General features: G+C 55.4%; 20 protein-coding genes. 6 read left to right on the plus strand and 14 right to left on the minus strand.

The annotated features are described in order from the left end of the window. Positions 1-48: 48 nt before the first annotated feature. Entirely contained in the window at positions 49-1587 is a 1539-nt protein-coding gene (locus tag ACMGG3_RS19145) for an aldehyde dehydrogenase family protein (RefSeq protein WP_059305610.1), read from the plus strand. On the opposite strand, the gene ACMGG3_RS19150 is transcribed toward ACMGG3_RS19145, so the two are convergent. Next, a complete protein-coding gene (locus tag ACMGG3_RS19150) occupies positions 1584-2549 on the minus strand; it encodes a LysR family transcriptional regulator (protein ID WP_059305611.1) in 966 nt (321 codons plus the stop codon). The genes ACMGG3_RS19145 and ACMGG3_RS19150 overlap by 4 nt on opposite strands. Positions 2550-2666: 117 nt before the next feature. Between ACMGG3_RS19150 and ACMGG3_RS19155 the strand changes: the two genes are divergently transcribed. Then, entirely contained in the window at positions 2667-3407 is a 741-nt protein-coding gene (locus ACMGG3_RS19155) for a MipA/OmpV family protein (protein ID WP_014168097.1), read from the plus strand. A 95-nt stretch (positions 3408-3502) separates the two neighbouring features. On the opposite strand, the gene ACMGG3_RS19160 is transcribed toward ACMGG3_RS19155, so the two are convergent. Then, the gene (locus tag ACMGG3_RS19160; RefSeq protein WP_047742786.1) at positions 3503-5458 is read right to left on the minus strand and encodes a glycoside hydrolase family 127 protein; all 1956 of its coding nucleotides are present in this window, start codon (positions 5456-5458) and stop codon (positions 3503-3505) included. Between the two features lie 10 nt (positions 5459-5468). Further along, positions 5469-6869, minus strand: a complete 1401-nt coding sequence (locus ACMGG3_RS19165; protein WP_020882660.1) for an MFS transporter — start codon at positions 6867-6869, stop codon at positions 5469-5471. 224 nt (positions 6870-7093) lie between these two features. On the opposite strand from ACMGG3_RS19165, the gene ACMGG3_RS19170 reads away from it, so the two are divergent. Beyond that, a complete protein-coding gene (locus ACMGG3_RS19170; protein WP_020882659.1) occupies positions 7094-7912 on the plus strand; it encodes a helix-turn-helix domain-containing protein in 819 nt (272 codons plus the stop codon). On the opposite strand, the gene araD is transcribed toward ACMGG3_RS19170, so the two are convergent. Genes araD through yiaK form a run of 8 tightly spaced genes read right to left on the minus strand, consistent with a single transcriptional unit; the run spans position 7913 to position 15462 of the window. After that, a complete protein-coding gene (gene araD / locus ACMGG3_RS19175) occupies positions 7913-8608 on the minus strand; it encodes an L-ribulose-5-phosphate 4-epimerase (protein ID WP_014168101.1) in 696 nt (231 codons plus the stop codon). After that, entirely contained in the window at positions 8602-9462 is an 861-nt protein-coding gene (locus ACMGG3_RS19180; RefSeq protein WP_014168102.1) for an L-ribulose-5-phosphate 3-epimerase, read from the minus strand. The genes araD and ACMGG3_RS19180 overlap by 7 nt, the downstream gene beginning before the upstream one ends. Then, positions 9444-10118, minus strand: a complete 675-nt coding sequence (gene ulaD, locus ACMGG3_RS19185; RefSeq protein WP_040018411.1) for a 3-keto-L-gulonate-6-phosphate decarboxylase UlaD — start codon at positions 10116-10118, stop codon at positions 9444-9446. The genes ACMGG3_RS19180 and ulaD overlap by 19 nt, the downstream gene beginning before the upstream one ends. Beyond that, the gene (locus ACMGG3_RS19190) at positions 10115-11620 is read right to left on the minus strand and encodes an FGGY-family carbohydrate kinase (protein WP_414149381.1); all 1506 of its coding nucleotides are present in this window, start codon (positions 11618-11620) and stop codon (positions 10115-10117) included. Before ACMGG3_RS19190 ends, ulaD begins: the two co-directional genes overlap by 4 nt. A 48-nt stretch (positions 11621-11668) precedes the next feature. Further along, positions 11669-12988: an MFS transporter gene (locus ACMGG3_RS19195; RefSeq protein WP_014168105.1), complete on the minus strand. Its 1320-nt coding sequence runs from the start codon at positions 12986-12988 to the stop codon at positions 11669-11671. 43 nt (positions 12989-13031) lie between these two features. After that, on the minus strand, positions 13032-13958 hold the full coding sequence (locus ACMGG3_RS19200; RefSeq protein WP_414149382.1) for a DUF4862 family protein: 927 nt from the start codon (positions 13956-13958) through the stop codon (positions 13032-13034). 27 nt (positions 13959-13985) lie between these two features. Further along, positions 13986-14453, minus strand: a complete 468-nt coding sequence (locus ACMGG3_RS19205) for a YhcH/YjgK/YiaL family protein (RefSeq protein WP_041162365.1) — start codon at positions 14451-14453, stop codon at positions 13986-13988. A 10-nt stretch (positions 14454-14463) separates the two neighbouring features. After that, entirely contained in the window at positions 14464-15462 is a 999-nt protein-coding gene (gene yiaK / locus ACMGG3_RS19210; RefSeq protein ID WP_414149383.1) for a 3-dehydro-L-gulonate 2-dehydrogenase, read from the minus strand. A 224-nt stretch (positions 15463-15686) separates the two neighbouring features. Between yiaK and yiaJ the strand changes: the two genes are divergently transcribed. Together yiaJ and ACMGG3_RS19220 are read left to right on the plus strand one after the other, a co-directional pair. Further along, on the plus strand, positions 15687-16505 hold the full coding sequence (gene yiaJ / locus ACMGG3_RS19215; protein ID WP_020882654.1) for an IclR family transcriptional regulator YiaJ: 819 nt from the start codon (positions 15687-15689) through the stop codon (positions 16503-16505). Positions 16506-16508: 3 nt separating this feature from the next. After that, on the plus strand, positions 16509-16964 hold the full coding sequence (locus ACMGG3_RS19220; protein ID WP_047742808.1) for a 4Fe-4S binding protein: 456 nt from the start codon (positions 16509-16511) through the stop codon (positions 16962-16964). Positions 16965-16968: 4 nt separating this feature from the next. Here the strand turns inward: ACMGG3_RS19220 and avtA are convergent, their stop codons facing one another. Both avtA and ACMGG3_RS19230 read right to left on the minus strand, forming a co-directional pair. Further along, on the minus strand, positions 16969-18225 hold the full coding sequence (avtA, locus tag ACMGG3_RS19225; protein ID WP_020882652.1) for a valine--pyruvate transaminase: 1257 nt from the start codon (positions 18223-18225) through the stop codon (positions 16969-16971). 179 nt (positions 18226-18404) lie between these two features. Beyond that, entirely contained in the window at positions 18405-20435 is a 2031-nt protein-coding gene (locus ACMGG3_RS19230) for an alpha-amylase (RefSeq protein WP_414149384.1), read from the minus strand. Positions 20436-20749: 314 nt separating this feature from the next. On the opposite strand from ACMGG3_RS19230, the gene ACMGG3_RS19235 reads away from it, so the two are divergent. Then, on the plus strand, positions 20750-21574 hold the full coding sequence (locus tag ACMGG3_RS19235; protein ID WP_020882650.1) for a protein bax: 825 nt from the start codon (positions 20750-20752) through the stop codon (positions 21572-21574). 47 nt (positions 21575-21621) lie between these two features. Here ACMGG3_RS19235 and xylR read toward each other — a convergent pair whose 3' ends face one another. Beyond that, a complete protein-coding gene (gene xylR / locus ACMGG3_RS19240) occupies positions 21622-22800 on the minus strand; it encodes a D-xylose utilization transcriptional activator XylR (protein ID WP_020882649.1) in 1179 nt (392 codons plus the stop codon). Between the last annotated feature and the right edge of the window lie 10 nt (positions 22801-22810).

Genomic DNA, 22810 nt, shown 5'->3' on the forward strand with positions numbered 1-22810 from the left:
CGCCAGCCGGAACTACCCTTGTTGTACACCAACAGCAAGGAGACGGTCATGACAAACAATCCTCCCTCATCGCGTATCCAGCCTGGCGAGTATGGTTTTCCCCTCAAGCTGAAGCCCCGTTATGAAAACTTTATCGGCGGCGACTGGGTTGCACCCGTCGACGGCGAATACTATTCCAATCTGACGCCCGTTACCGGCCAGCCGCTGTGTGAGATAGCCAGCTCCGGCAAGGGGGATATCGACCTGGCGCTGGACGCCGCGCACAAAGCCAAAGACAAATGGGGGCATACCTCTGTTCAGGACAGAGCGGCGATATTGTTCAAAATCGCTGACCGGATGGAACAGAATCTGGAGCTGCTGGCTACGGCGGAAACCTGGGATAACGGTAAGCCAATTCGTGAAACGATGGCGGCAGACGTGCCGCTGGCCATTGACCACTTCCGCTATTTTGCCTCCTGTATTCGCGCTCAGGAGGGCGGAATTAGCGAGGTAGACAGCGACACCGTGGCGTACCACTTCCACGAACCGCTGGGGGTGGTGGGGCAGATCATTCCGTGGAACTTCCCGTTGCTGATGGCGAGCTGGAAAATGGCGCCCGCCCTGGCGGCGGGTAACTGCATTGTGCTCAAACCGGCCCGCCTGACCCCGCTGTCAGTTCTGCTGCTGATGGAAGTCATTGGCGACCTTCTCCCGCCAGGCGTGATTAACGTGGTGAACGGGGCGGGGGGTGAGATAGGGGAATATCTGGCGACCTCAAAACGGATCGCCAAAGTCGCGTTTACCGGGTCGACGGAAGTGGGTCAGCAGATCATGCAGTACGCGACCCAGAACATCATTCCAGTGACCCTGGAGCTGGGCGGTAAATCGCCGAACATTTTCTTCGCCGACGTCATGGAGGAAGAGGATGCCTTCTTCGATAAAGCCCTGGAAGGCTTTGCGCTGTTTGCTTTTAACCAGGGTGAAGTCTGTACCTGCCCAAGCCGCGCGCTGGTGCAGGAGTCTATCTATGAGCGCTTTATGGAGCGAGCCATTCGCCGCGTCGAGTCTATCCGCAGCGGTAACCCGCTTGATAACGTGACCCAGATGGGCGCGCAGGTCTCGCACGGGCAGATGGACACTATCCTCAACTACATTGATATCGGCAAGAAAGAAGGGGCGGATGTCCTGACCGGCGGTCGGCGTAAAATGCTGGGCGGCGATCTGCAGGACGGGTATTACCTGGAGCCGACGATCCTGTTCGGCAAAAACAATATGCGCGTCTTCCAGGAGGAAATTTTCGGACCGGTGCTGGCCGTCACCACCTTCAAAACGATGGAAGAGGCGCTGGAGATTGCTAACGATACGCCGTATGGCCTCGGGGCTGGCGTCTGGAGCCGCAACGGTAATCTGGCTTATAAAATGGGGCGGGGCATTCAGGCCGGGCGCGTGTGGACCAACTGCTACCATGCTTATCCGGCGCACGCGGCTTTTGGGGGCTATAAGCAGTCGGGCATCGGGCGTGAAACCCACAAGATGATGCTGGAGCATTACCAGCAGACGAAATGCCTGCTGGTGAGTTATTCCGATAAACCTCTGGGGCTGTTCTAACCCTCCAGCTCAGGCTGCCCCTGGGCAGCCTGAGCAATTTGCTGACGCAGGCAGTTCAGTACGCCGTCCAGAATGTACTGCACGCGCCAGGGCTGGTATTCACGTTTGCGGAATATCGCCGTCAGGTCGAGCCACCACTCTTCCTGATGGGGGAAGCAGGGAACCAGAGAACCACTCTTAAGCTCTTTTTTCAGGCTTTCTTTCGGCGCAAAAACAATACCGAGATTATTTCGTGCCAGTTCCAGCGCCGTCTGCGTATTGTCGCAAATATAATTCCCGGTCACTCTGTAATCATATACGGTCTCGCTGCCGTGGACGCGAAAACGCCAGATGTTCGCCTCATCCACCAGCATCGAGTCTATTAAAATACAGGAGTGATTCATTAAATCTTCAGGTCCGGTTAAGGGGTGGTTTTTCAAATATTCTTCAGTGGCAAACGCCGTGACGGAATATTTCGTTAACACACTGGCGACCAGACTTTCATCTTTCGGCTGAGCATAGGTAATGAGAATATCGCAATCATCGGGGAACGAGACCCCTTCGGAATATTCATTACGATCCAGGTTGTACGTTTTTAACGAGATGCGGATATCACCGATGTCCTCAATCTGATGGATCACGTGTCGCGCCAGATACATCACGATACCCGTTGGGGCGTAAATGGTCACTTTTCCGCGCTTCTCATGCTTATAATCAGCAATGAAATTAATGAGCTGGCTATTTTTATCCAGCGTGGCGTCAATATAGGGGAGTAACGCTTCGCCAAACTGGGTTAGCGCCAGTTGACGGGTCGTGCGCTCAAATACCTTAAGACCGACACGCGTTTCAAAATCAGAAAGGTATTTACTGACGTTAGCCTGTGCCATGCCCAGCAGGGCTGCGGCATCGCCAATACTGTGGGTGGCTGCGATGACGGAAATAATTTTTAACTCGCGTGGTTTTAGCTGGAACTTATTCATCATGCGCACCCATCTATATGTTTTTATATATAATATTATATAAACTGCAGCGTTGCATTGGCAAATTTGTAACCATTATTATTCGCCTCGCTTGTTTGGCGTCTAAATGGATTACATGTAATGACTATTAAATACAATTTACTCATCGCAGCCACGTTATTTGCAACATCATCTGCAATGGCTGGTGACTTTTCACTTGGGGCGGGGGCTGTATTTAATGAGTCGCCTTATAAAGGTTATAACGAAAATACCACGGCGGTACCGTTAATTAGCTATGAAGGCGACCGGTTTTATATTCGCCAGACCACCGGCGGATGGATCCTGTGGAAAGACGAAAAAAATGAATTCAGCATGACCGCATCGTGGATGCCACTGCGATTTGATCCTGAAGATAACGACGACGCTCAGATGAAACACCTCGATGAGCGTAAAGCATCAGCGTTTCTCGGCGGGGCGTACTACCGCCATGAACACTGGGGCTCGCTGAAAGTGGCGGTCTCGGGTGATGCGATGGATGAGAGCGGCGGCGTGATCGGTGAAATCTCATACTTCCGTCCGGTTCGGATGGAACGTCTGACGCTGACGCCATCGGTAGGTATTTTCTACAGCGACGAAAGCTATAACGATTACTACTACGGTGTATCCGGCAATGAGTCTCGCCGCTCAGGCCTCAATGAATACACCGCAGGTGATAGCTGGACGCCGTATGTGGGTCTCGCGGCTAAATATCAGTTAACCCAGAATCTGTTTATCAACGCCAGCGCGGTCTATACCGTGTTACCTGACGACGTGAAGAACAGTCCGATGATCGACCGCGAAGACAGTTTCGCGCTGATGACCGGCATGTCCTGGCGTTTCTGATCTAAAGCCGGGTGGCGATTGCCTTACCCGGCCTCGGTTTTTATCTCCCGCGCCTGTGGGAGAGGGTTGGGGTGAGGCTGACAGGACAGATGCCTTCAGGCCTCATCCACCCAAATCCGCATTTCCCCTTCTCCCCGGTTTGCCCAGCTGAACCACGGAATAAAGGTCAACGTCCGGGGCTGGCGCTGCACCGGGGCGCGATCGTACTGCCACAGTGCCTGCGTGCCTTCCTCATCAGCGTGACGCGCGATGCCCTCCGCCTGAATCAGTATCTTGTGCGCAAAGATCCCTTTTCCTTCAAAGACCCGAAATTCGCTCTGCTCAGGCAGGGAGAGGTTATGCAGGTTCGCGCCATTGTCGGCCTCTTCCAGGCAGTAGACCAGCGGGCCACGCTGCAGCGCGACTTTACCGGCCTGCTGGCGTACCAGCGGGTTACCGTACACGCGGCGGACCGGCATGGGTAAGGTCAGCGTAAGGGTATCTCCCTCCTGCCAGCGGCGGGTGAGGTACAGATACCCCCGGGAGACATCACCCGTGACCCTTTCGCCGTTCAGTGACACGGCCGGGCTTGTGCACCAGTCTGGTAAACGTAGTGCCAGCGTGTGGGTCACCGGGGCAGGTGAGGTGATCTCGATGTTGACCTCTTCCTGCCATGGATAATCACCGCTAATCCGTAGCTGTAAGGTGCCCTCATCTACCGGTATGGCGACGTCGTTCCCCACATAGAGGTTGATAAAGAGCGCGTTCTGACGAACGGTATAGAGATAGTGGCCCAGCGAAGTGAGCACGCGGGCGATATTGGGCGGGCAACAGGCGCAGCCGAACCAGCGCTGGCGAACCGGCTTAACGTGGTCGTAGACATGATTAAATGCCAGTGTTTTAGGGTGTACCTCCAGCGGGTTCACATAGAAGAAATGTTTACCGTCCAGCGCCATGCCGCCCAGTACCGTGTTGTATAAGGCACGCTCCATCACGTCGGCGTACTGGCTGTCCGCTTCCATCTCCAGCATCCGGCGGGCAAACATCATCAGGCCAATGGAGGCGCAGCTTTCGGCATATACCGTATCGTTAGGCAAATCGTAATCGCTGCTGAAGGCTTCGCCACTGCTTTGCGAGCCGATCCCGCCGGTAATATAGAGCTGTCGCTGGGCCATGTTATTCCACAGTCGCAGGCAGTCCTGGCGTTTACCCTCGTCATGACTCAGGCGAGCAAGATGCGCCATGCCCGCCATCAGATAGACAAATCGAACCGCGTGGCCGATGGCGGTGTGTTGTTCGGCAAGCGGTTGATGCGCCTGGCTATAGGCTTTGTCCTTGACCATCCACGCCGGGCCGTATGTGTTCCAGTACGATGTCCGGCCCCGTTTCTCATATTCGATATCGTAGAAATGAGGCTGTGTGCCGCGCGTGTCGATAAAATATTTCACAAGGGCCAGGTAACGCGGTTCCTGAGTGACGTCGTAAAGCCGCATAAGCGCCAGCTCAATTTCCGGATGGCCCGGATAACCGTGAAGCTGCTCCTCGCCGGGGCCAAAGACCCGGTCGATATGGTCCGCCAGTTTGCATACCACCTCCAGCAGACGGCGTTTTCCGGTCCCCTGAAAATAGGCCACGCCAGCTTCAATCATATGTCCGGCGCAATACAATTCGTGGCATTCGGCGAGATTCGTCCAGCGCTCACCGGGTGCTTTCACCGTGAAGTAGGTGTTGAGATAGCCATCGTCGCACTGCGCCGCCGCAATCAGCTCAATCACCTCATCGGCGGTTTTTTCACGTTCCGGGTCGGGCTTCTGGCACAACGACCACGCGACGGCTTCCAGCCATTTCGCCACGTCGCTGTCCTGAAACACCATCCCATAGAACTCCCCCTGTTCCAGCCCTGCCGCAATGCGGAAGTTGGTGATGGCGTGACTCGGTTCGGCTTCGGTAACGCGATCGTTTAGCGCATCCCACTGGTAGGGGATCACCACATCACGCACCAGCCGCTGATACTGGCCGAGAAACGGGTCGTTGATGTTCAGTGTGTGCAGGTCGGCTTCCATTATGGACATGTCATTCTCCTCAGGACGATACGTGACGCTGGCGCAGATCGGTGGCAATGCGCGACATCATGGGATTGTTGAGTCTGCACCAGCGGATTGAGACCGCCAGCAGCAGGTGGAAAAGGGCGGGGAGCAGCGTCTCCATCGCAGTAATTCCCTGTAACGAGGCTGGCGTCTGGTTGCCCGCGCCCGGCTGGTAGGCGACGGCGATAAACACCAGGCTGATGATCCCGGCGCTGGACGCCCAGGCGAGCTTGATGAAAAACAGATTGAAAGCGAAGTTCATGCCAGATGAACGTACCCCGTTTTTCCACTCACCATAGTCATCTGCAAATGCCATCAGCGAGAAGTGCAGGGGCAGGGTAAAACCGAGAATGACACCGTTACTCAGAATAACGATCAGCCAGAGCATCTGATGAGCCGGACCGCCTGGCAGAAACCACATACCCGCCGCGAGCGCGGCCAGCACGAGGTTGGTGTAGTAATAGAGTTTGACGGTATCAATCCGGCGAGAAAGGGGATTCACGATCACCGCGCCGAGAATGGCCGCAAAGGTCACCATCGTGAAGAACAGCGAGGTATAAGCGGTACTGCCCTGGAGCACGTAGGTGATGAAGTACATGTAGCCGCCGCCACGAATGTTGAAGACGTTGATCAGCAGGAATGACATCACCAGCATCAGCAGGAGCTGATCGTTGTTGCGCAGGCCGGCCAGATGCTCGCGTAAGGTGAATTTGCCCATCAGCGCCAGCGGGACGCGCTCACGCACCCAGAAGAAGCAGCAGAGGAACATCACCACGGCGATGGCGCACAACACCCCAACGCCGAGTTGATAGCCTCGGGCAGCGTTGCCCTCGCCCAGCGCTGCGACCAGCCACGGCAGGCCAACAGAGACCAAAAAGCCCGCCACACCGCACAGCACAAAGCGCCATGACTGGCAGGAGATGACCTCGCTGTGGCGGGTGGTCATGGTGTTGATTAGCGCGCAGTAGGGCACGTTGATGGCGGTATAGCCCACTGACAACAGCAGATAGGTACCAAACGCCCAGGCGATTTTCACCCCCATGCTGGCGTCAGGCACGGTGAAGGTCAGTACACCGATAACCCCGACAGGAAGCGCCACCCACAGCTGCCACGGGCGAAAACGCCCCCAACGGCTTTGTGTTCGGTCGGCAATCACCCCCATCACCGGATCGGAAATGGCGTCAAACACGCGCAGGGCAATAAACAGCGTGCCAACGAGCGCAGGCGTCAGACCAAAAACGTCGGTGTAGAAGAAGGTAAGAAAATTCATGATCAGGCAGGTAATGACCGTGCCACCCGCGTCACCCAGGCCGTAGCCAATTTTTTCGCGGACTGACAGGCGGTCATCCATTGCCCCTTGTACGACCTGTGATTCTGTAATCGGTGTGGAAGTCATGAGGTAACTCCTCGGTAATCGATTTTTATCGTATTTATGCAAGGTACCCCATTCATTCTGCACCGAACGCTCAGGCCAACAAGGGAAGGGAAAAGTATAAAAAGGTGACGATTCCGACCTGATGATAAATTTGTGATTTCGATCGGGAAGGCAGGAAGATATTCATTAATAATCAAAGCATAAGATGAATATTAATGGCAATCAGAGCGGAATGGTGAATATCCATGCTTGAATTATCCATAGCGCTTCCGATTAAAGTGCAAAATGGTGGGCTCTTTATTTCCCGGGGCGTGGGCCGGCATCCGGCGCGCAAATTAACTTCGTGGGAGATTATCTTCGTTGAAAAAGGGACATTAACGATCCAGGAAGAAAACACGCTCTTTGAAGTGAAAGCGGGAGAGAGCTTACTGCTCTGGCCGGCGCGTCGACACGTGGGGACAGAAGATTTCCCGGCGGACCTGCGGTTCTACTGGCTGCATTTTGAGGTCGAAGGGCAATCGTCGCCTTTGCCACATGCTTTTCCGGTGGCCATTGAACAACATTGCTGCGTGCGCGATGCTCAATATGTGATTGCGCTATTCCGGCAATTCCTGAGTGAGCAGGAAAAATTACAGCGAAGCGTGGCGCTGGAAATGATTTTGCTGCTGATTTTACAGCAAGTGTCGATCTCCTCAGGTTATGAAGACAGAGCCGATGAAGCCGGCGCGGCCATGGCATGGAAGGCAAAACAGCTTATTCGCACGCAGTTTCATCTGCCGCTTTCCACATCGCAACTGGCAAAAGCCTTGCACTGCAATGCCGATTATCTGGGACGCGTATTTCGCCGGACCTTTCACTTAACCCTGACGGAGGCGATCCATCGCCAGCGCGTCAGGGCGGCAGAAAAGCTGTTGCTGAACGACTCCGCGTCCCTGACCGAAGTGGCAACCCGCTGCGGTTTTAATGATGTCGGGTATTTCCGGCAGATATTTTCAAAGCATACCGGCTTAACGCCCGCCGTCTGGAAACGGCGGTACTGTAAGGAGCATATTAATTCCGGGTGATCACTGCCCGTAGTAGGCATTTGCTCCATGCTTGCGCAGGTAATGTTTATCGAGCAGTTCCTGCTGCATCGTCGGTAGCTGTGGCGCAAGCTGGCGTGAAAACAGCCCCATAAAGGCGCACTCTTCCAGCACCACAGCGTTATGTACCGCATCGGCCGCATTTTTTCCCCAGGTGAACGGGCCGTGAGAATGCACCAGCACCGCCGGGATTTGCATCGGGTTTACGTCGCGCTCCTCAAAGGTTTTGATGATCACTTCACCGGTCTGGTATTCGTATTCACCCGCAATTTCAGCCGGGGTCATCAACCGCGTGCAGGGGATCGCACCATAAAAATAGTCAGCGTGCGTGGTACCCCATGCCGGTAAATCCTGCCCTGCCTGCGCCCAGACAGTGGCATGGCGGGAATGGGTATGCACAATGCCGCCAATTTCAGGGTAACGGCGATACAGCGCCAGGTGGGTTGGCGTGTCGGAAGAGGGTTTTTTAACCCCCTCGACCACCTGGCCCGTGGCAATGTCCACCACCACCATATCCTCTGCGGACATCACGTCATACTCCACGCCGGAGGGTTTAATCACCATCAGGCCGCGTTCACGATCCACCGCACTGACGTTGCCCCAGGTGAAAGTCACCAGCTGGTGGGCGGGCAGCGCCAGGTTTGCCGCCAGGACCTCGGCTTTGAGTTGTTCTAACATGTCATCCCTCCTTCCTGCATCCGGGCTTCAATCCAGCGGCGTGCCTGGATGATTTCCAGTACCGGCTCTTTGGCTTTTTCGGTCCACATTTCAATCAGAAATGCGCCGCGATAATTGAGCTGATTCAGCGTGTTAAATATGCCCACGAAATCAACGCACCCTTCACCGAACGGTACGTCACGAAACTGTCCGGGGCTTTGTTCAGTCACGGGCTGGGTATCTTTCAGGTGGATGGCGGCGATGCGATCGATGCCCAGCGTCAGCTCGGCGGCCACATCGTTACCCCACGCGCTCAGGTTGCCGACGTCCGGATAAACGCTGAACCATGGCGAAGCGAGCATTTCGTCCCACTTTTTCCATTTGCTGATGGAGTTCATAAACGCGGTATCCATGATCTCCACTGCCAGCATGACCTGCGCGGCGGCGGCCTGCTCCACGGCCCATGCCAGCCCTTCGGCAAAGCGTTGCCGGGTACCTTCGTCATGTTCTTCGTAATAGACGTCATACCCGGCAAGCTGGATGGTGCGAATACCGAGATCGCGCGCCAGACGGATGGCTTTGGTCATGATGGCGCGTGCGCGCTCGCGGACGGTCTCGTCCCGGCTACCAAACGGGAAACGGCGGTGGGCAGACAGACACATCGACGGGATCGCGACCCCGGTTTCCAGCATCGCCTCAACCAGAGAGGCGCGCTGCGCGGTGTTCCACTCAAGGCGGGACAGGCGCTCATCGGTTTCATCGATCGACATCTCGACAAAATCAAATCCGCAGCTTTTTGCCAGCACCAGGCGCTCTGGCCAGGTGAGCGCTTTCGGCAGCGCTTTTTCGTAGATACCTAACGGATGCTGACGCATGGTGACTCCCCCCAGATGTCGCGGATGTGTGAATGGAATGCATGGGCCACCTGCGGTGGGTTAGCAGTGCCTGTCAGTGCCCGTCCGGCAATAAACGCTTTCACATTGATCTGCTTAAACAGCGGCAGGTCGGCGGGGGTAATGCCGCCGGTGATCGAGAGCTGCAGGCCGATATCCGAGAGGGCTTTCATGCTGGCGAGATCCGCCTCGCCCCACTGCTGGCCGCTGGCCTGTGCGTCGCGCCCACGGTGATAAATGGCCTGTGTGACCCCGATACGGTGCCATTCTCGCGCATCATCCAGCGTCCAGTGACCAAACAGCTCCATCTGAATTTCCCCGCCGCAGCGCAGAGCCACCTCGTGACCCTTCTCGACGGTTGCCAGCGGCGCGGCGCAGATAATGGTCATCCAGTTCGCGCCTGCGCCAAACGCCTGTTCAGCCAGCGTTTCTCCGGCATCGGCCACTTTCCAGTCAGCCACGATCGTTTTTTTCGGACACTGCTGGCGCAGTGCGCGCACGGCATTAAGCCCTTCGGTGAGACACAAAATGGTGCCTGCTTCGATAATATCGACGTGATCCGCAAGCCGCTCGACGTCGCGCTGTGCGGCCTGAAGTGAGGTATGGTCGAGCGCCAGCTGCAGTAATGGTCGGCTCATAGGTCGTGCTCCTTAACATGGGCGTGATAGCCCTGTAGTGCTGAAATCAGTAGCTGGTAGCGCTGATACTTGCGCTGGTAGGCCGCATGGGCATGCTTGTCGGGTGTGATGACGCGAATGTGATGTCTGACAGCCTGCTGCGCGGTGCGGAAATCGGGATAAACGCCGGTACCCACCAGCGCGGCCAGCGCCGCGCCGGAACAGCCGGTCTCTTCGACCTGGGGCAGTTCTATTGCCAGACCGCTGACGTCCGCGAGCATTTGCATCCACACATCTGAATGGGCAGGGCCGCCGGTTACGCGCAATGCCTGCACGTGCGTGAAGCGCGCTAGCATGCGGTTAAGATGGGTCATGTGGCTGAAGACCACACCTTCATAGACCGCCTGCAACAGATGTGCGCGGGTGTGCAGGGCCTGCATGCCGTAAAACCCGCAGGTCATCTCCAGCCCGGCGTTGCTGCCATAGAGGAACGGCAGGAAGAGCAGATCGCTTCCGGCTTTCGGCAGGCTGGCCACGGCCTGGTTGATCGCATCGAATGACATGTCGCCCCACTGTGTGGTCAGCCATTCGAGGTTACCGGACGAGGTGGGGCTGGCTTCGTGAACGATGTAGTGCTGCGGATGAACGTAGCGCCCATACACATAGGGATACGGCTCGTTATGGCCTATACCGTTGGCGATCCCGCTGGTGACAGCCCAGGTGCCCATCACGGCGTTGAGCGTGCTGTCGTCATGTAACCCGGCGCAGATCGCGGTGGAAACCACATCAAACAGCCCCCCTACAACGGGTGTACCCGCTGCGAGACCGGTCAGGGCGGCGGCCTGAGCGGTGATTTCCCCGCACATTTCTGCTGAACCGACGATCGGCGGCAGTGCGCCGTCAATTTCATCGATGCCGAGCCAGCGTGTGAGCTGCGGATCGTACTGCCCGGTGTTCATGTTGTAGAGATTGGATTCAGAGATGTTGCTCTCTTCACACCCTTTAACGCCGGTGAGGCACCAGCGCAGGTAGTCGTGCGCCATCATCACACAGCCAATCTGCTGATAACGGTGCGGTTCATTCTCTTTCACCCAGCGCAGGAGGGAGGCGGGATGCCCCGTCCATAGCGTCTGGCGCGTATGCGGATAAAGCTTTTCAGGAATACCGTCCTGCTGCCAGCGCTGTACAATCTCCAGCGCCCGGCGGTCAGAGGAGAGGATGGCGTTGCCGAGCGGCTGGTCATACTTGTCCAGTAAAAACAGTCCTTTACCCTGAGCCGATATCCCGACGCCTTTGATTTGTGCGCCGCCGATGCCGGCCTTCTTAAGCAGCAGGGCGATGGTGGCGTGGCACTGCTGCCAGAGTTGGTGCATATCCCGCTCAGCGTGGCCTGCGTGTGGGCTGAGTGTGGCAACCGCGCGGCGCTCAATACAGACTTCCTGGCCCTGGCTGGTGTACAGACCGGCTTTCAGATACGTTCCGCCACAATCGATACCCAGCCAGAAGGGCTCTTTTTCACTCATCGTTGACTCTCTTGTCTTACGCCCTCTCTTCAGGAGAGGGCGGGGGGATCAGGCTGCGTGCTTATGCGGGTTCACGCCGGGGTTGGGTTCCGCTCCGGCATCGCATTTCGCCGGTAGCATCAGGGCGAGCAGCGAGGCCAGCGCCAGTGAAACCGCGAGGCAGTACACCCCGGCATCTTTGCTGTAGAGGGTGATCAGCACGCCCACCGCGTAAGGGCCGCAGAACCCACCGAGGTTACCCAGGGCGTTAATCACGCCGCGAGCGCCACCGGCCATCTCTGCGCTGAACAGGCGCGCCGGAATCGTCCAGAACACACCCGCAGCGGACTGCAGGAAGAAGCCACAGCCCACCAGCGCGGCATAGGCCAGCCAGATGTTCTCTTTCAACGCCACGGAGAGGAACATGCAGAGCGCGAAGCCAATCAGTGGCAGGGAGACGAACAGCTTGCGCTTGCCGGTACGGTCAGACAGTGAAGAGAACAGGAACATGCCCGCAATGGCACCGACATAAGGCAGGATGGCGAGCATTCCCACCTGGCCGATGCTGGTATGCGTCAGCTCTTTGAGAATGGTCGGCAGCCAGAGGGTGTAACCGTAAATCCCGGTCTGGTAGAAGAAGTTCAGGGCAATCAGCTGCCACATGGTTTTGTCGGACAGAACCGCACTCAGCGAGGCATTTTTCACCGCTTTTCCGGCAATAGCCTGCTGTTCTGCGGCCAGCGTTTGTATCAGATAATTTTTCTCGGCCTCGGAGATCCAGCGAGCCTCCTGCGGGCGGTCGTAGACGGTGAACACCCAGAGCACCAGCACCACAATGGACATCAGCCCTTCAATGATGAACAGCCAGCGCCAGTCGAGTGCGGTGATAATCCAGCCCGACAGGGGCGCGGTGATGATCCCCGCAATGGGAACAAACATGATGACAATCGCATTGGCGCGGCCGCGTTCGGCGTCCGGGAACCAGTTACTGATCATCGTGAGCACCACAGGCAGCATCCCGCCTTCTGCCACACCGAGTAAGAAGCGCAGTGCCAGCAGTTGATACTGGTTGGTCACAACGCCGGTCAGGACCGAAATCACCGCCCAGGCAACCAGTGACCAGCCAATAAACTTCTTACCGCTGCCATGCACGGCAATCTTGCCGCCGGGCACCTGCAGGAACAGATAACCGATAAAGAAGATCCCACCCGCCAGGCCTGCCATGGTGGCAGAGATACCTAACTCTTCATCCATACCGCCTGGCATCGCAAATGCGATATTCACGCGGTCCATATATGAAATAATACAGGCGATAAGAATAGGCGGAATGATTCTTAACCAGCGCTGACGCGGAATATCCGCTTGTAGAGCATGAGTAGAAATATTCATATTTAATATCTCAGTGAATGTAACCGGATTAAGATTTTTATTGTTATTGCGTTGCTTTTTTCATTTCACTAATGCCGTCGCGCAAAATAGCGATACGATGGCTGACGTTAGCATTAGCATTTATTTCCAGTAATTTAATACCGGAGAATTTCAATGTTGCGGCGCTCGCCGCAGTAAAAAGTGCTTTTACCTGTTCGGTGGTCATTAAACTGTCGGCGCAGAACGGGGAAAATGGCGCGTGCAGATCCTGCCATTCGCCGTACGCTCCGCGGACGGAGGTCCCGGAGAACATCAGTGCGCCCAGCTTCCCGGCCTCAAGTGCGGCTTTAACATGTTCAGGTGGCAGCGCGATATTGCGTCCTTCGATAGCCGACCGCGCCCAGTTGATGCATACGCTGATATCCGTTTCTTTCACCACCTCAAGCACCTGCGCTAAGGGCAAAAACCCCTTGCGTGGCGCGGGGCCGGTCATGGCATCGCAGTGTTCAAGCACCAGGTCGCATGACCAGTCCCATGAGGTGATTTCACGTACAGAACGGGAAAACGCAGCGGTAGCTTGTTCAACAGACGGGTTTCCCGCCTGCGGCGCGGCCTGCATCTCCAGGGCGATAATTTTGCCTGGAAAGCGAGTATTGATGGCATCAATCTTTCGCAGCAGATGGCGGTAATAGTCAACGCAGGCTTTGCGCTGTTCTTCATCGGTAGAGGCCAGGCCAAACGCGCCATTTGTACTGCGGCGGCGCATGGTTTCCATCACCGCGGTAACCACCATTTGCCAGTCCCCCGGCGTATGGCGGAACAGCCATTCGTCACCCAACGGATGGAGATCCTCAAGACACGGTTGCTCCAGCCCGCGAATGTCTGGCGTGTCGGAAAGCGCTCGCCAGAAGTCCTGCTCTTCTTGTTCCCCTTGCTGATGAAACGAGGGTGCGCAGGGGTACGCACCAATTATAAAACCGGTGTTAGTCATTTCGCATTCCCAATAGAGTTCAGAAAATTAATCTATTTCGCTGATTGCTACTTTCACCACAATTTTACGAATTGCCGATACCTTATTTTTAATGCAGGCAGGACGGTGAACATCCTGCGGAAAAAATATGGCGTACGTGCCGGGCGTCATCTCTATAAATGATTCATTTTCGCTGCCGTGATAAAAAATAATATCCCGCTGTTCCAGCAGCGATTCGCTTATTTCGTTATTGCCGGTATCAATGGCGACACCGATTTTCTCTTCACCCCATGCCAGAAACTGAATGTCCAGATAGCGACGGTGCACTTCGGGACGGTTCTCATCCCACGTTTGAGTGGTGAGGTCGAGCACCTGAGCAAAGATGTTACGTCCGTCAATGTCCACCACGCCAGGTGCCAGCGCCGTGAAATCCGTGGTGCGCAGAAAATCGAGCGCTTTCTCTATCGCCCGCGGCAGGCGACACGGATTTGGCTGCGAAATATGTCCTAAAATCATGGCCCACTCCTTACAGAGACTGGATTTTCGCCCACACGCTGTCGTCAATGGTGATGCCGTTGCGGCGGTTCTCTTCGAGCAGACGTGTGAATTCATGACCCGGCAGTCGAACCGCGACGTTGTCATCAGCCCGCTCGGCGTTGATGATAAAGTCCATGATGCGCTGCAGTTTGGCATCGCGGGTGGGTCCGTCGATCAAACGATCGACCTCGATGGCGATAAAGATTTGTGACACGCCATATTCGTCGCTGTTGTCCTGGGTCACTTCCGCAACGGAGGATCCGTTGGAGAGCAGGGTTGCGATCATGTCGAGGACGATGGATAAGCCCGATCCTTTCCAGTAGCCCATCGGCAGAATGCGGCGGTTTTTCTCGATCACACCAGGTTCTCTGGTGAGGTGCCCTTCATCGTCAAACCCCCCATCCACCGGCAACGTGCGTCCGGCCAGGCGATTCACTTCCAGAATGCCGTAGGAGAACATTGACATCGACATATCGACCATTGTGATCGGCGTAGACGGAATCGCCACGATCAGAGGGTTAGTGCCGATGCAGCACGCTTTTGAGCCCCAGGCTGGCATGACGGCAATGGAGTTAGTCCAGCAGATCCCGATGTACCCCTTCTCTGCGGCCTGCCAGCCGTAGCTGCCGCCGCGCATCCAGTGGTTGGCGTTTCGCAGAGCCACCAGGCCGATACCGTGGTCGGCGGCCAGTTCGGTGGCGCGATCCATCATCTTTTTCGCCGTCAGGTTGCCAATCGAACGTCGGGCATCCCACTGTTCGATGGCACCTAGCGAGGTCACCCGTGTTGGCTGGGCATCAGGAATGATGTCGCCGGCATCAAGCTGCTGAATGAAACGAGGGAAGCGGTTAACCCCGTGTGAATAGACGCCCGATTCCGTGGTGCGGGCAAACATCTCCGCGCAGGCGTCGGCGGTGTCCGCTTTTACGCCGCGATCGACCAGGACCCGCCTGAACGCCGCTTTTAACTCTTCAAAGGTCACTTTCATCCCTGTTCTCCTGTTTTTGTCGGGGCAAGTACGAGTGCTTTTTTATCGCTAAATTTCACTATGCGAAATCTGATTTCAAATATAACGATCAAATTTTGCCAGATCAACGACATTCATGATTTTCAAAATCGATTAAAATCAACTGGTTGTGTTTTTTCTGTTGAGATCGTGAACTGAACCACACTTTGCGCTACCATCAGGACGCGATAAAAAGGAGCCATTGGATGAGCACGAAAGAGAGCGAAATGACGCAAGAAAAAGAGAGGCCAGCAGGTAGCCAGAGCTTGTTTCGCGGCCTGATGCTGATTGAGATCCTCAGCAACTACCCGAACGGGTGTCCGTTGGCCCATTTATCGGAACTGGCAGGGCTGAATAAAAGCACCGTGCACCGCTTACTGCAGGGATTACAGTCGTGCGGGTACGTTACCCCGGCGCCTGCGGCGGGCAGCTACCGCCTGACCACCAAATTTATCGCCGTCGGGCAAAAGGCGCTGTCGTCGCTGAATATCATTCACGTGGCGGCCCCGCACCTTGAGACGCTGAATATCGCCACCGGTGAGACGGTGAACTTCTCAAGCCGCGAGGACGATCACGCGATTCTGATTTATAAGCTGGAGCCCACAACCGGTATGCTGCGCACGCGTGCTTACATCGGTCAGCATATGCCGCTCTATTGTTCGGCGATGGGCAAAATCTACATGGCGTTTGGTCATCAGGACTATGTGGCGAGCTACTGGCAGAGCCATCAGGAGCAGATCCAGCCGCTCACCCGCAACACGATTACCGAACTGAGCGCGATGTATGACGAGCTGGCGGAAATCCGCGAGCACAGCATGGCGATGGATAAAGAAGAGAACGAGCTGGGCGTCTCCTGTCTTGCCGTACCGGTGTTTGATATTCATGGCCGCGTGCCGTACGCGATCTCCATTTCGCTCTCGACGTCCCGCATGAAGCAAATTGGTGAAAAAAACCTGCTGAAACCGCTGCGGGAAACGGCAGAGGCTATCTCAAAAGAGTTGGGTTTTAACGTGCGCGGAGCGTGACAGATGAACCGATTTATCCTGGCTGATACGGAAAAATGCATTGGCTGCCGTACCTGCGAAGTGGCCTGCGTGGTGTCGCATCAGGGAATGCTTTCTGCAGGCGCGTTTGCGCCCCGCATTCGGGTGGTCAAAGGCGGTGCATTCACTACGGCTGTGGGCTGTCATCAGTGTGAAGATGCCCCTTGTGCCACTGTTTGTCCGACACAGGCGATTCGCCACACCGCGGGTGCCTGGCGGGTGGAGCCGGCGCGCTGTATTGGCTGTAAAAGTTGTGTGGTAGCGTGCCCGTTTGGGGCAATGCAGGTTCAGCGAGTGGGGAACCGCGTTCAGGCGGTGAAATGTGATTTGTGCGCAGATCGCGAGGCTGGACCCGCCTGTGTGGAGGCGTGTCCAACCCACGCGCTGCGCTGCGTTGACCCCGCCAGATTACGCACCGAACGGCTGCATAATCTGGCGTAACGCGTTACTGGCTATCTTCGCGCCAGGCGTACTCAATCTCTTCGGCGAGAATTTTCACGCCCGCTTCGATTTTCTCCGGATCGGGCACGTAGTTCATGCGCATGCACTGATGCGTATGCGGCCACGGCTTATCCAGACCCGGGAAGAAGTAATCACCCGGCACCATCAACACGCCGCGCTTTTTCAGGCGCTGGTAGAGAAGCTCGGTGGTGATCGGCAGATCCTTAAACCACAGCCACAGGAAAATTGCCCCTTCAGGTTTGTGGATCAGGCAGCGTTCTTCCGGTAAGTAGCGGCGAAGAATGGCGATCGTTTCCTGTACCCGCTGGTAATAGAACGGCTTGATAACCTCGTTCGACAGGCGCAGCAGGTCATTACGTTTGATCATTTCACACATCATCGCCGGGCCGATTCCCCCCGGGGAAAGGCTGATAATGCCGTTCATGTTGGTAATGGCGGTGATGATTTTTTCATTGGCGATGATGATCCCGCAACGGCTGCCCGGCAGACCCAGCTTGGAAAGGCTCATACACAGGACGATATTAGGGTTCCACAGCGGACGTGCTTCGCTGAAGATGATCCCCGGGAACGGCACGCCATAAGCGTTATCAATCACCAGCGGGATGTCGTGCTGATTCGCCAGCGCATCCAGCTTCATCAGTTCGTCGTCGGTGATGACGTTGCCCGTAGGGTTGGTTGGACGTGATACGCAGATCATGCCCGTCTCTTCACCAATATGCAGATGTTCAAAGTCGACATGATATTTGAACTGGCCTTCTGGCAGCAGCTCAATGTTCGGGCGCGCCGAGACGAACAGATCCTCTTCGAGGCCGGAATCGGCATAGCCGATGTACTCTGGCGCCAGCGGGAACAGCACTTTTTTGGTGGTGCCGTCGGCGCGACGGCCTGCGAACAGATTAAACAAGTAGAAAAATGCGCTCTGACTGCCGTTTGTCAGTGCAATATTCTGTGGTTCGATATCCCAACCCAGCTCTTTGCGCAGCATTTCAGCAAGCAGTGTCAGCAGTTCGGTTTTACCCTGTGGGCCGTCGTAGTTGCAAAGCGCATCGGTTGCTTTCCCGCTTTCCAGCATCTGAGCCAGCAGCGTCTGAAAATAGGTGTTCATCTCCGGGATTTGAGCCGGGTTTCCGCCGCCGAGCATGATGGCGCCTGGTGTGCGCAGCCCGTCGTTGAGGTCCTCCATCAGGCGAGTAATGCCTGAATGGCGGGTGAATTTGTCGCCGAAAAGTGAAAACGTCATAGCAGGTGATCTGTCGAGCTTATTTTGAAAGTGGGTAACCATAACGCTAGCACCGTGCTGGTGCAAATCGAGAGATGCGGTCGGGATTGTTGTTTTATGTGGTGGGAAGGCATTTAGGTAGTGGATTGTTCTGGTGAAATATCCCTCTCCCGGAGGGGAGAGGGAACCGGTTTGCGTCGTTATTGATTACCTGCCCACACCACCATGACCTTATCGCCATTGTGCTCGCGAACGAAGCCGTAGCCTTCTTTCAGCGACAGCGTGGTTTGTTTGCCTTCACCTATTGCGGGATGACGGGCGCGGAACTGGCCCAGAACCTGCCAGTGGGCGACGGTTAAGGCCTGCTTGCCCGTCACGTCCTGCCAGTTCATATCCGAGCGGGTGCCCTGTAATGGATCAGACCCTGTCGGTCCGAATGGCCGCTCGGATTCATCTCCGTAGTAAATTTGTACGCTGCCCGGGGCGAGCAGGAGCAGCTCTGCGGCACGCTGGCCGCCTTCACGGAAAAGGCGTGTGTCATGCGACGAGAGATAGCTCAGGACATTGAAGCTTTGCAGTTTTTCCGCCATCTGCTGCCAGGTCAGGTCGATGTCCGCCAGACAACCGACCGCTTTTGCTGCCTGCTCCTGATAATCAAAGTTGATCATCGCGTCAAACCCGTGGCGGTAATAATCGCTTTGCATCACGCCGTGGCCCCATGACTCGCCGGTCATCCAGAACGGGGTATTGTCGAGTTTTTTGTCGGGGTTCGCGCCTTTCCAGGCTGCCAGCGCCTGGCTTGCCTGATCTTTCAACTGCTGCCAGGCCTCGAGTTCCACGTGTTTTGCCGTATCCACACGGAAACCGTCAATGCCATAGTCACGTACCCACTGGCTGAGCCAGTGGGTCAGGTAATCACGCGGGGTGTAGCCCGAAATGGCCTTCGCGTGGGTATCAGGTTTATGTTGGTAGAAGTTGGGTAAACCGGAAGGGGTCGTCGACTCCGTTTTCAGGTCCGGCAGGAACGCCAGCGACAGGGTTAAATCGTCGAAGCCGGGATTGTCATAATCGCCAATGTCGGTGCGGATCCACTTTTTACCCCACCATTTTTCCCAGGCGGCTTTGTCGCTGAAGTTGATGTAATCATTGAAGCTATGCCAGCTTTGGCCTGCTCCCGGCTTCCAGTCCGTCCAGTGCTCGCCCAGCGTTTTTTTCAGTTCATCACCCTGCAGATAAAGGGCCCCAAACTGGAACGCCTGCATGTCTGCGAGCGTCGCGTAACCCGTGTGGTTCATGACGATATCAAACAGGATGCGGATACCGCGTTTATGCGCTACATCGACAAGGTGGCGTAAATCATCTTCGGTGCCCATGTTGGCATCAAGCGTGGTCCAGTCCTGGGTGTAGTAGCCATGATAGGCGTAGTGGGGGAAGTCACCTTTGGTGCCACCGCCAACCCAGCCGTGGATCTGCTCCAGCGGGGAGCTTATCCAGAGCGCATTCACGCCCAGCTGCTGTAAATAATCGAGCCGGGTTGTAAGCCCCTTGAGATCGCCACCGTGGAAGGTGCCGATCTCCTGCATGCCATCTTTGTGGCGTCCATAGCTGTTATCGTTAGAGGGATCGCCGTTGACAAAGCGGTCAGTCAGCACGAAATAGACGGTGGCGTTTTGCCAGCTAAAGGGCGCAGGTTTGTCGGTTTCGGCGCGTTCAAGCAGCAGCAGGCCGTTGCTGTTGGCGGCGGGTTGCAGGGTGATTTTTCCATTCTGCACTGTTGCAGTCTGTTTGCTGTAGAAATCACGGACCACCGATCCTTCCGGGAAATCGTTGCCAACTTCAAGCGTCAGGGGTTTACCGTCCCACTTCGGACACTGGCGGGTAACGTTTGCAAGCGACGGTTCCGTTGCGCTCTGAATAGTCAGCATCAGTGTGGGCGTACCGGAGCGGGTATCGACACGCATCTGATACTCGCCGTCGCGGAACAGTCGCCACTGCGGCGGCGTGCCGTCACATTTTTTAAGCGACAGCATCTCATTGAGTTTTATTGCATCCGTTGGCTGCCAGCACGTGTTGTCAAAACTCAGCGTAAGAGGGCGAGTACCCTTCGCAAGCTTTGCCTGGCTGGTGAATATCCCGGTACCTTCGGCGCTAAAGGCGTTGAAACCCGGTGATGACCAGTCAGCATGAGCCAGTGCGGGTAACATCAGAAAAGCTAATGCGGTGCGTTTCATTCCATTTTCCTGTCGCGGCATTTTTGACCAGTGTGCCATCAGGTGTGGGGTAAAAACTCATCCCCCGGGGCTTTCTGCAAGGATGACGCGTGAGGATGAGTGATCCCGCGCAAAATTAGGAAGTTATCTGCGAGTTCGCGCACAATTTTTCAGAATTGATGCTTATGTGAGCAGGTTTCAGGTGACATAGTTTCGGAATTGGACTATTTCTATACGTGCTCTTGCAGTCTATTTTTGTTATGATTTGAGATTCCGCTCTCAAATTTGTGAAAAAAATAAGGTGTTGGAATGTTTATATCCGACCAGGAGACCTAATGATATCGACTCCCATTCGACGATATGGGGCCGCGATACTCATGTTACTCACCATGGCATTTTCGGGTGAGGTGCTTGCGAAGACGCACACGGATACAACGAGTAAGAAAGCCCACGTAATAAAGACGACAAGTAGTAAGGTTAGCAGTAAACAAGAGTATTCTCGCAATAGTGCAAAGAGTAGTTCACTTCCTGATTTGCGAAAATACCCTTCCGGAACACCAAGGAAAAAAGCGTTTCTCCGGACGGTAATGCCTTACATCACAAGTCAAAACGCCGCGATTACTGCGGATCGTAACTGGTTGATTGCCAAACAGTACGACAGCCGTTGGTCGCCATCAGAACGCGCGCGTCTGAAAGATATCACCAAACGCTACAAGGTGAGCTGGAACGGTAACACGCGCCGTGTGCCGTGGAACTCTCTCTTAGAGCGTGTCGACATTATCCCGGGGAGCATGGTTGCGACCATGGCTGCAGCCGAAAGTGGCTGGGGTACCTCGAAACTGGCGCGTAACAACAACAACCTGTTTGGTATGAAATGTATCAAGGGGCGTTGTAACAATGCACCAGGTAAGGTGAAAGGTTATTCTCAGTTTGAATCGGTGAAAGATTCCGTGAATGCCTACGTGGTGAATCTGAACACGCATCCGGCCTACTCATCGTTCCGTAAATCGCGCGCTCAGCTGCGTAAAGCGGATCAGGAAGTGACGGCCAGCACGATGATCCACAAGCTGAAAGGTTATTCGACCAAGGGACAGAGCTATAACAACTATCTGTTCGCGATGTACCAGGATAACCAGCGATTAATCGCCGCACATATGTAATTCAAAAAAACGCCTTCCATCGGAAGGCGTTTTCTTTTCTCTTTTTTCTACATCATCACTTCGCTGTGACGCTCCCGGTACTCTTTTGGCGTACTTTCATACTCCTTTCGGAACACCGAATAAAAATATTGCAGCGACGGGTAACCGCACATCTGTGAGATTTCGTTGATCGACAATGAGGTGGAGATCAGCAGGCTGCGCGCTTTCTCCAGTTTCTCGGCGTGGATGACCGCATGAATGGTTTCGCCCACTTCTTCTTTAAACCGCTTCTCCAGATTCGAACGGGAAATGCCCACCGAGTCCAGCACCTGATCGACCTTAATCCCTTTGCAGGCGTTGTTGCGAATGTAGTGCATGGCCTGAATAACTGCCGGGTCGCTTAAGGAGCGGTAATCCGTTGAACGGCGTTCGACTACACGGACAGGGGGAACCAGTAAGCGCTGAAGCGGCAACGCTTCTTTATCCAGCAGACGATGCAGTAACTTCGCCGCCTGATAACCCATCTGACGCGTACCCTGTGCAACGGACGAGAGCGCCACGCGAGAGAGGTAACGCGTCAGCTCCTCGTTATCGATGCCAATGACGCACAGTTTTTCCGGCACCGGAATGTGTAAATGTTCGCAGACCTGCAAAACGTGGCGGGCACGAGCATCCGTGACGGCAATAATGCCGGTTTGCGGCGGCAGGGTTTGCAGCCAGTCCGCCAGTCGGTTTTGCGCGTGCTGCCAGTTTTCCGGCGCGGTCTCCAGCCCCTGATAAACCACGCCGCGGTACTTCTCCTGCGCGACAAGCTGGCAGAAAGCATGTTCGCGCTCAACTGCCCAGCGCTTGCCGCTGGTTGACGGTAAACCATAAAACGCGAAGCGATGGACGCCTTTCTCTTTCAAATGCAGGAAGGCGGTCTCAACCAGCGCATGGTTATCGGTGGCGATATAGTGAACCGGCGGATAGTGCTCGGGCGCATGGTAAGACCCGCCGACGCCAACAATCGGAACGTCGACGTCAGTCAGCAATTGCTCAATGACGGGGTCGTCGTAGTCAGCGATGACCCCATCGCCCAGCCACTCTTTGATGTTTTCGAGACGGGTTCGGAAATCTTCTTCGATAAAAATATCCCACTCGGATTGCGACGCCTGCAAATATTCACCAACGCCCTCCACCACCTGACGGTCGTAGGCTTTGTTGGCATTGAATAACAACGTGATGCGGTGACGCTTTTCAAACATGGCTAACTTC

The sequence above is a fragment of the Enterobacter sp. BNK-18 genome (genome assembly GCF_047456135.1).
In the GTDB taxonomy this organism is placed as follows: Bacteria; Pseudomonadota; Gammaproteobacteria; order Enterobacterales; family Enterobacteriaceae; genus Enterobacter; species Enterobacter ludwigii.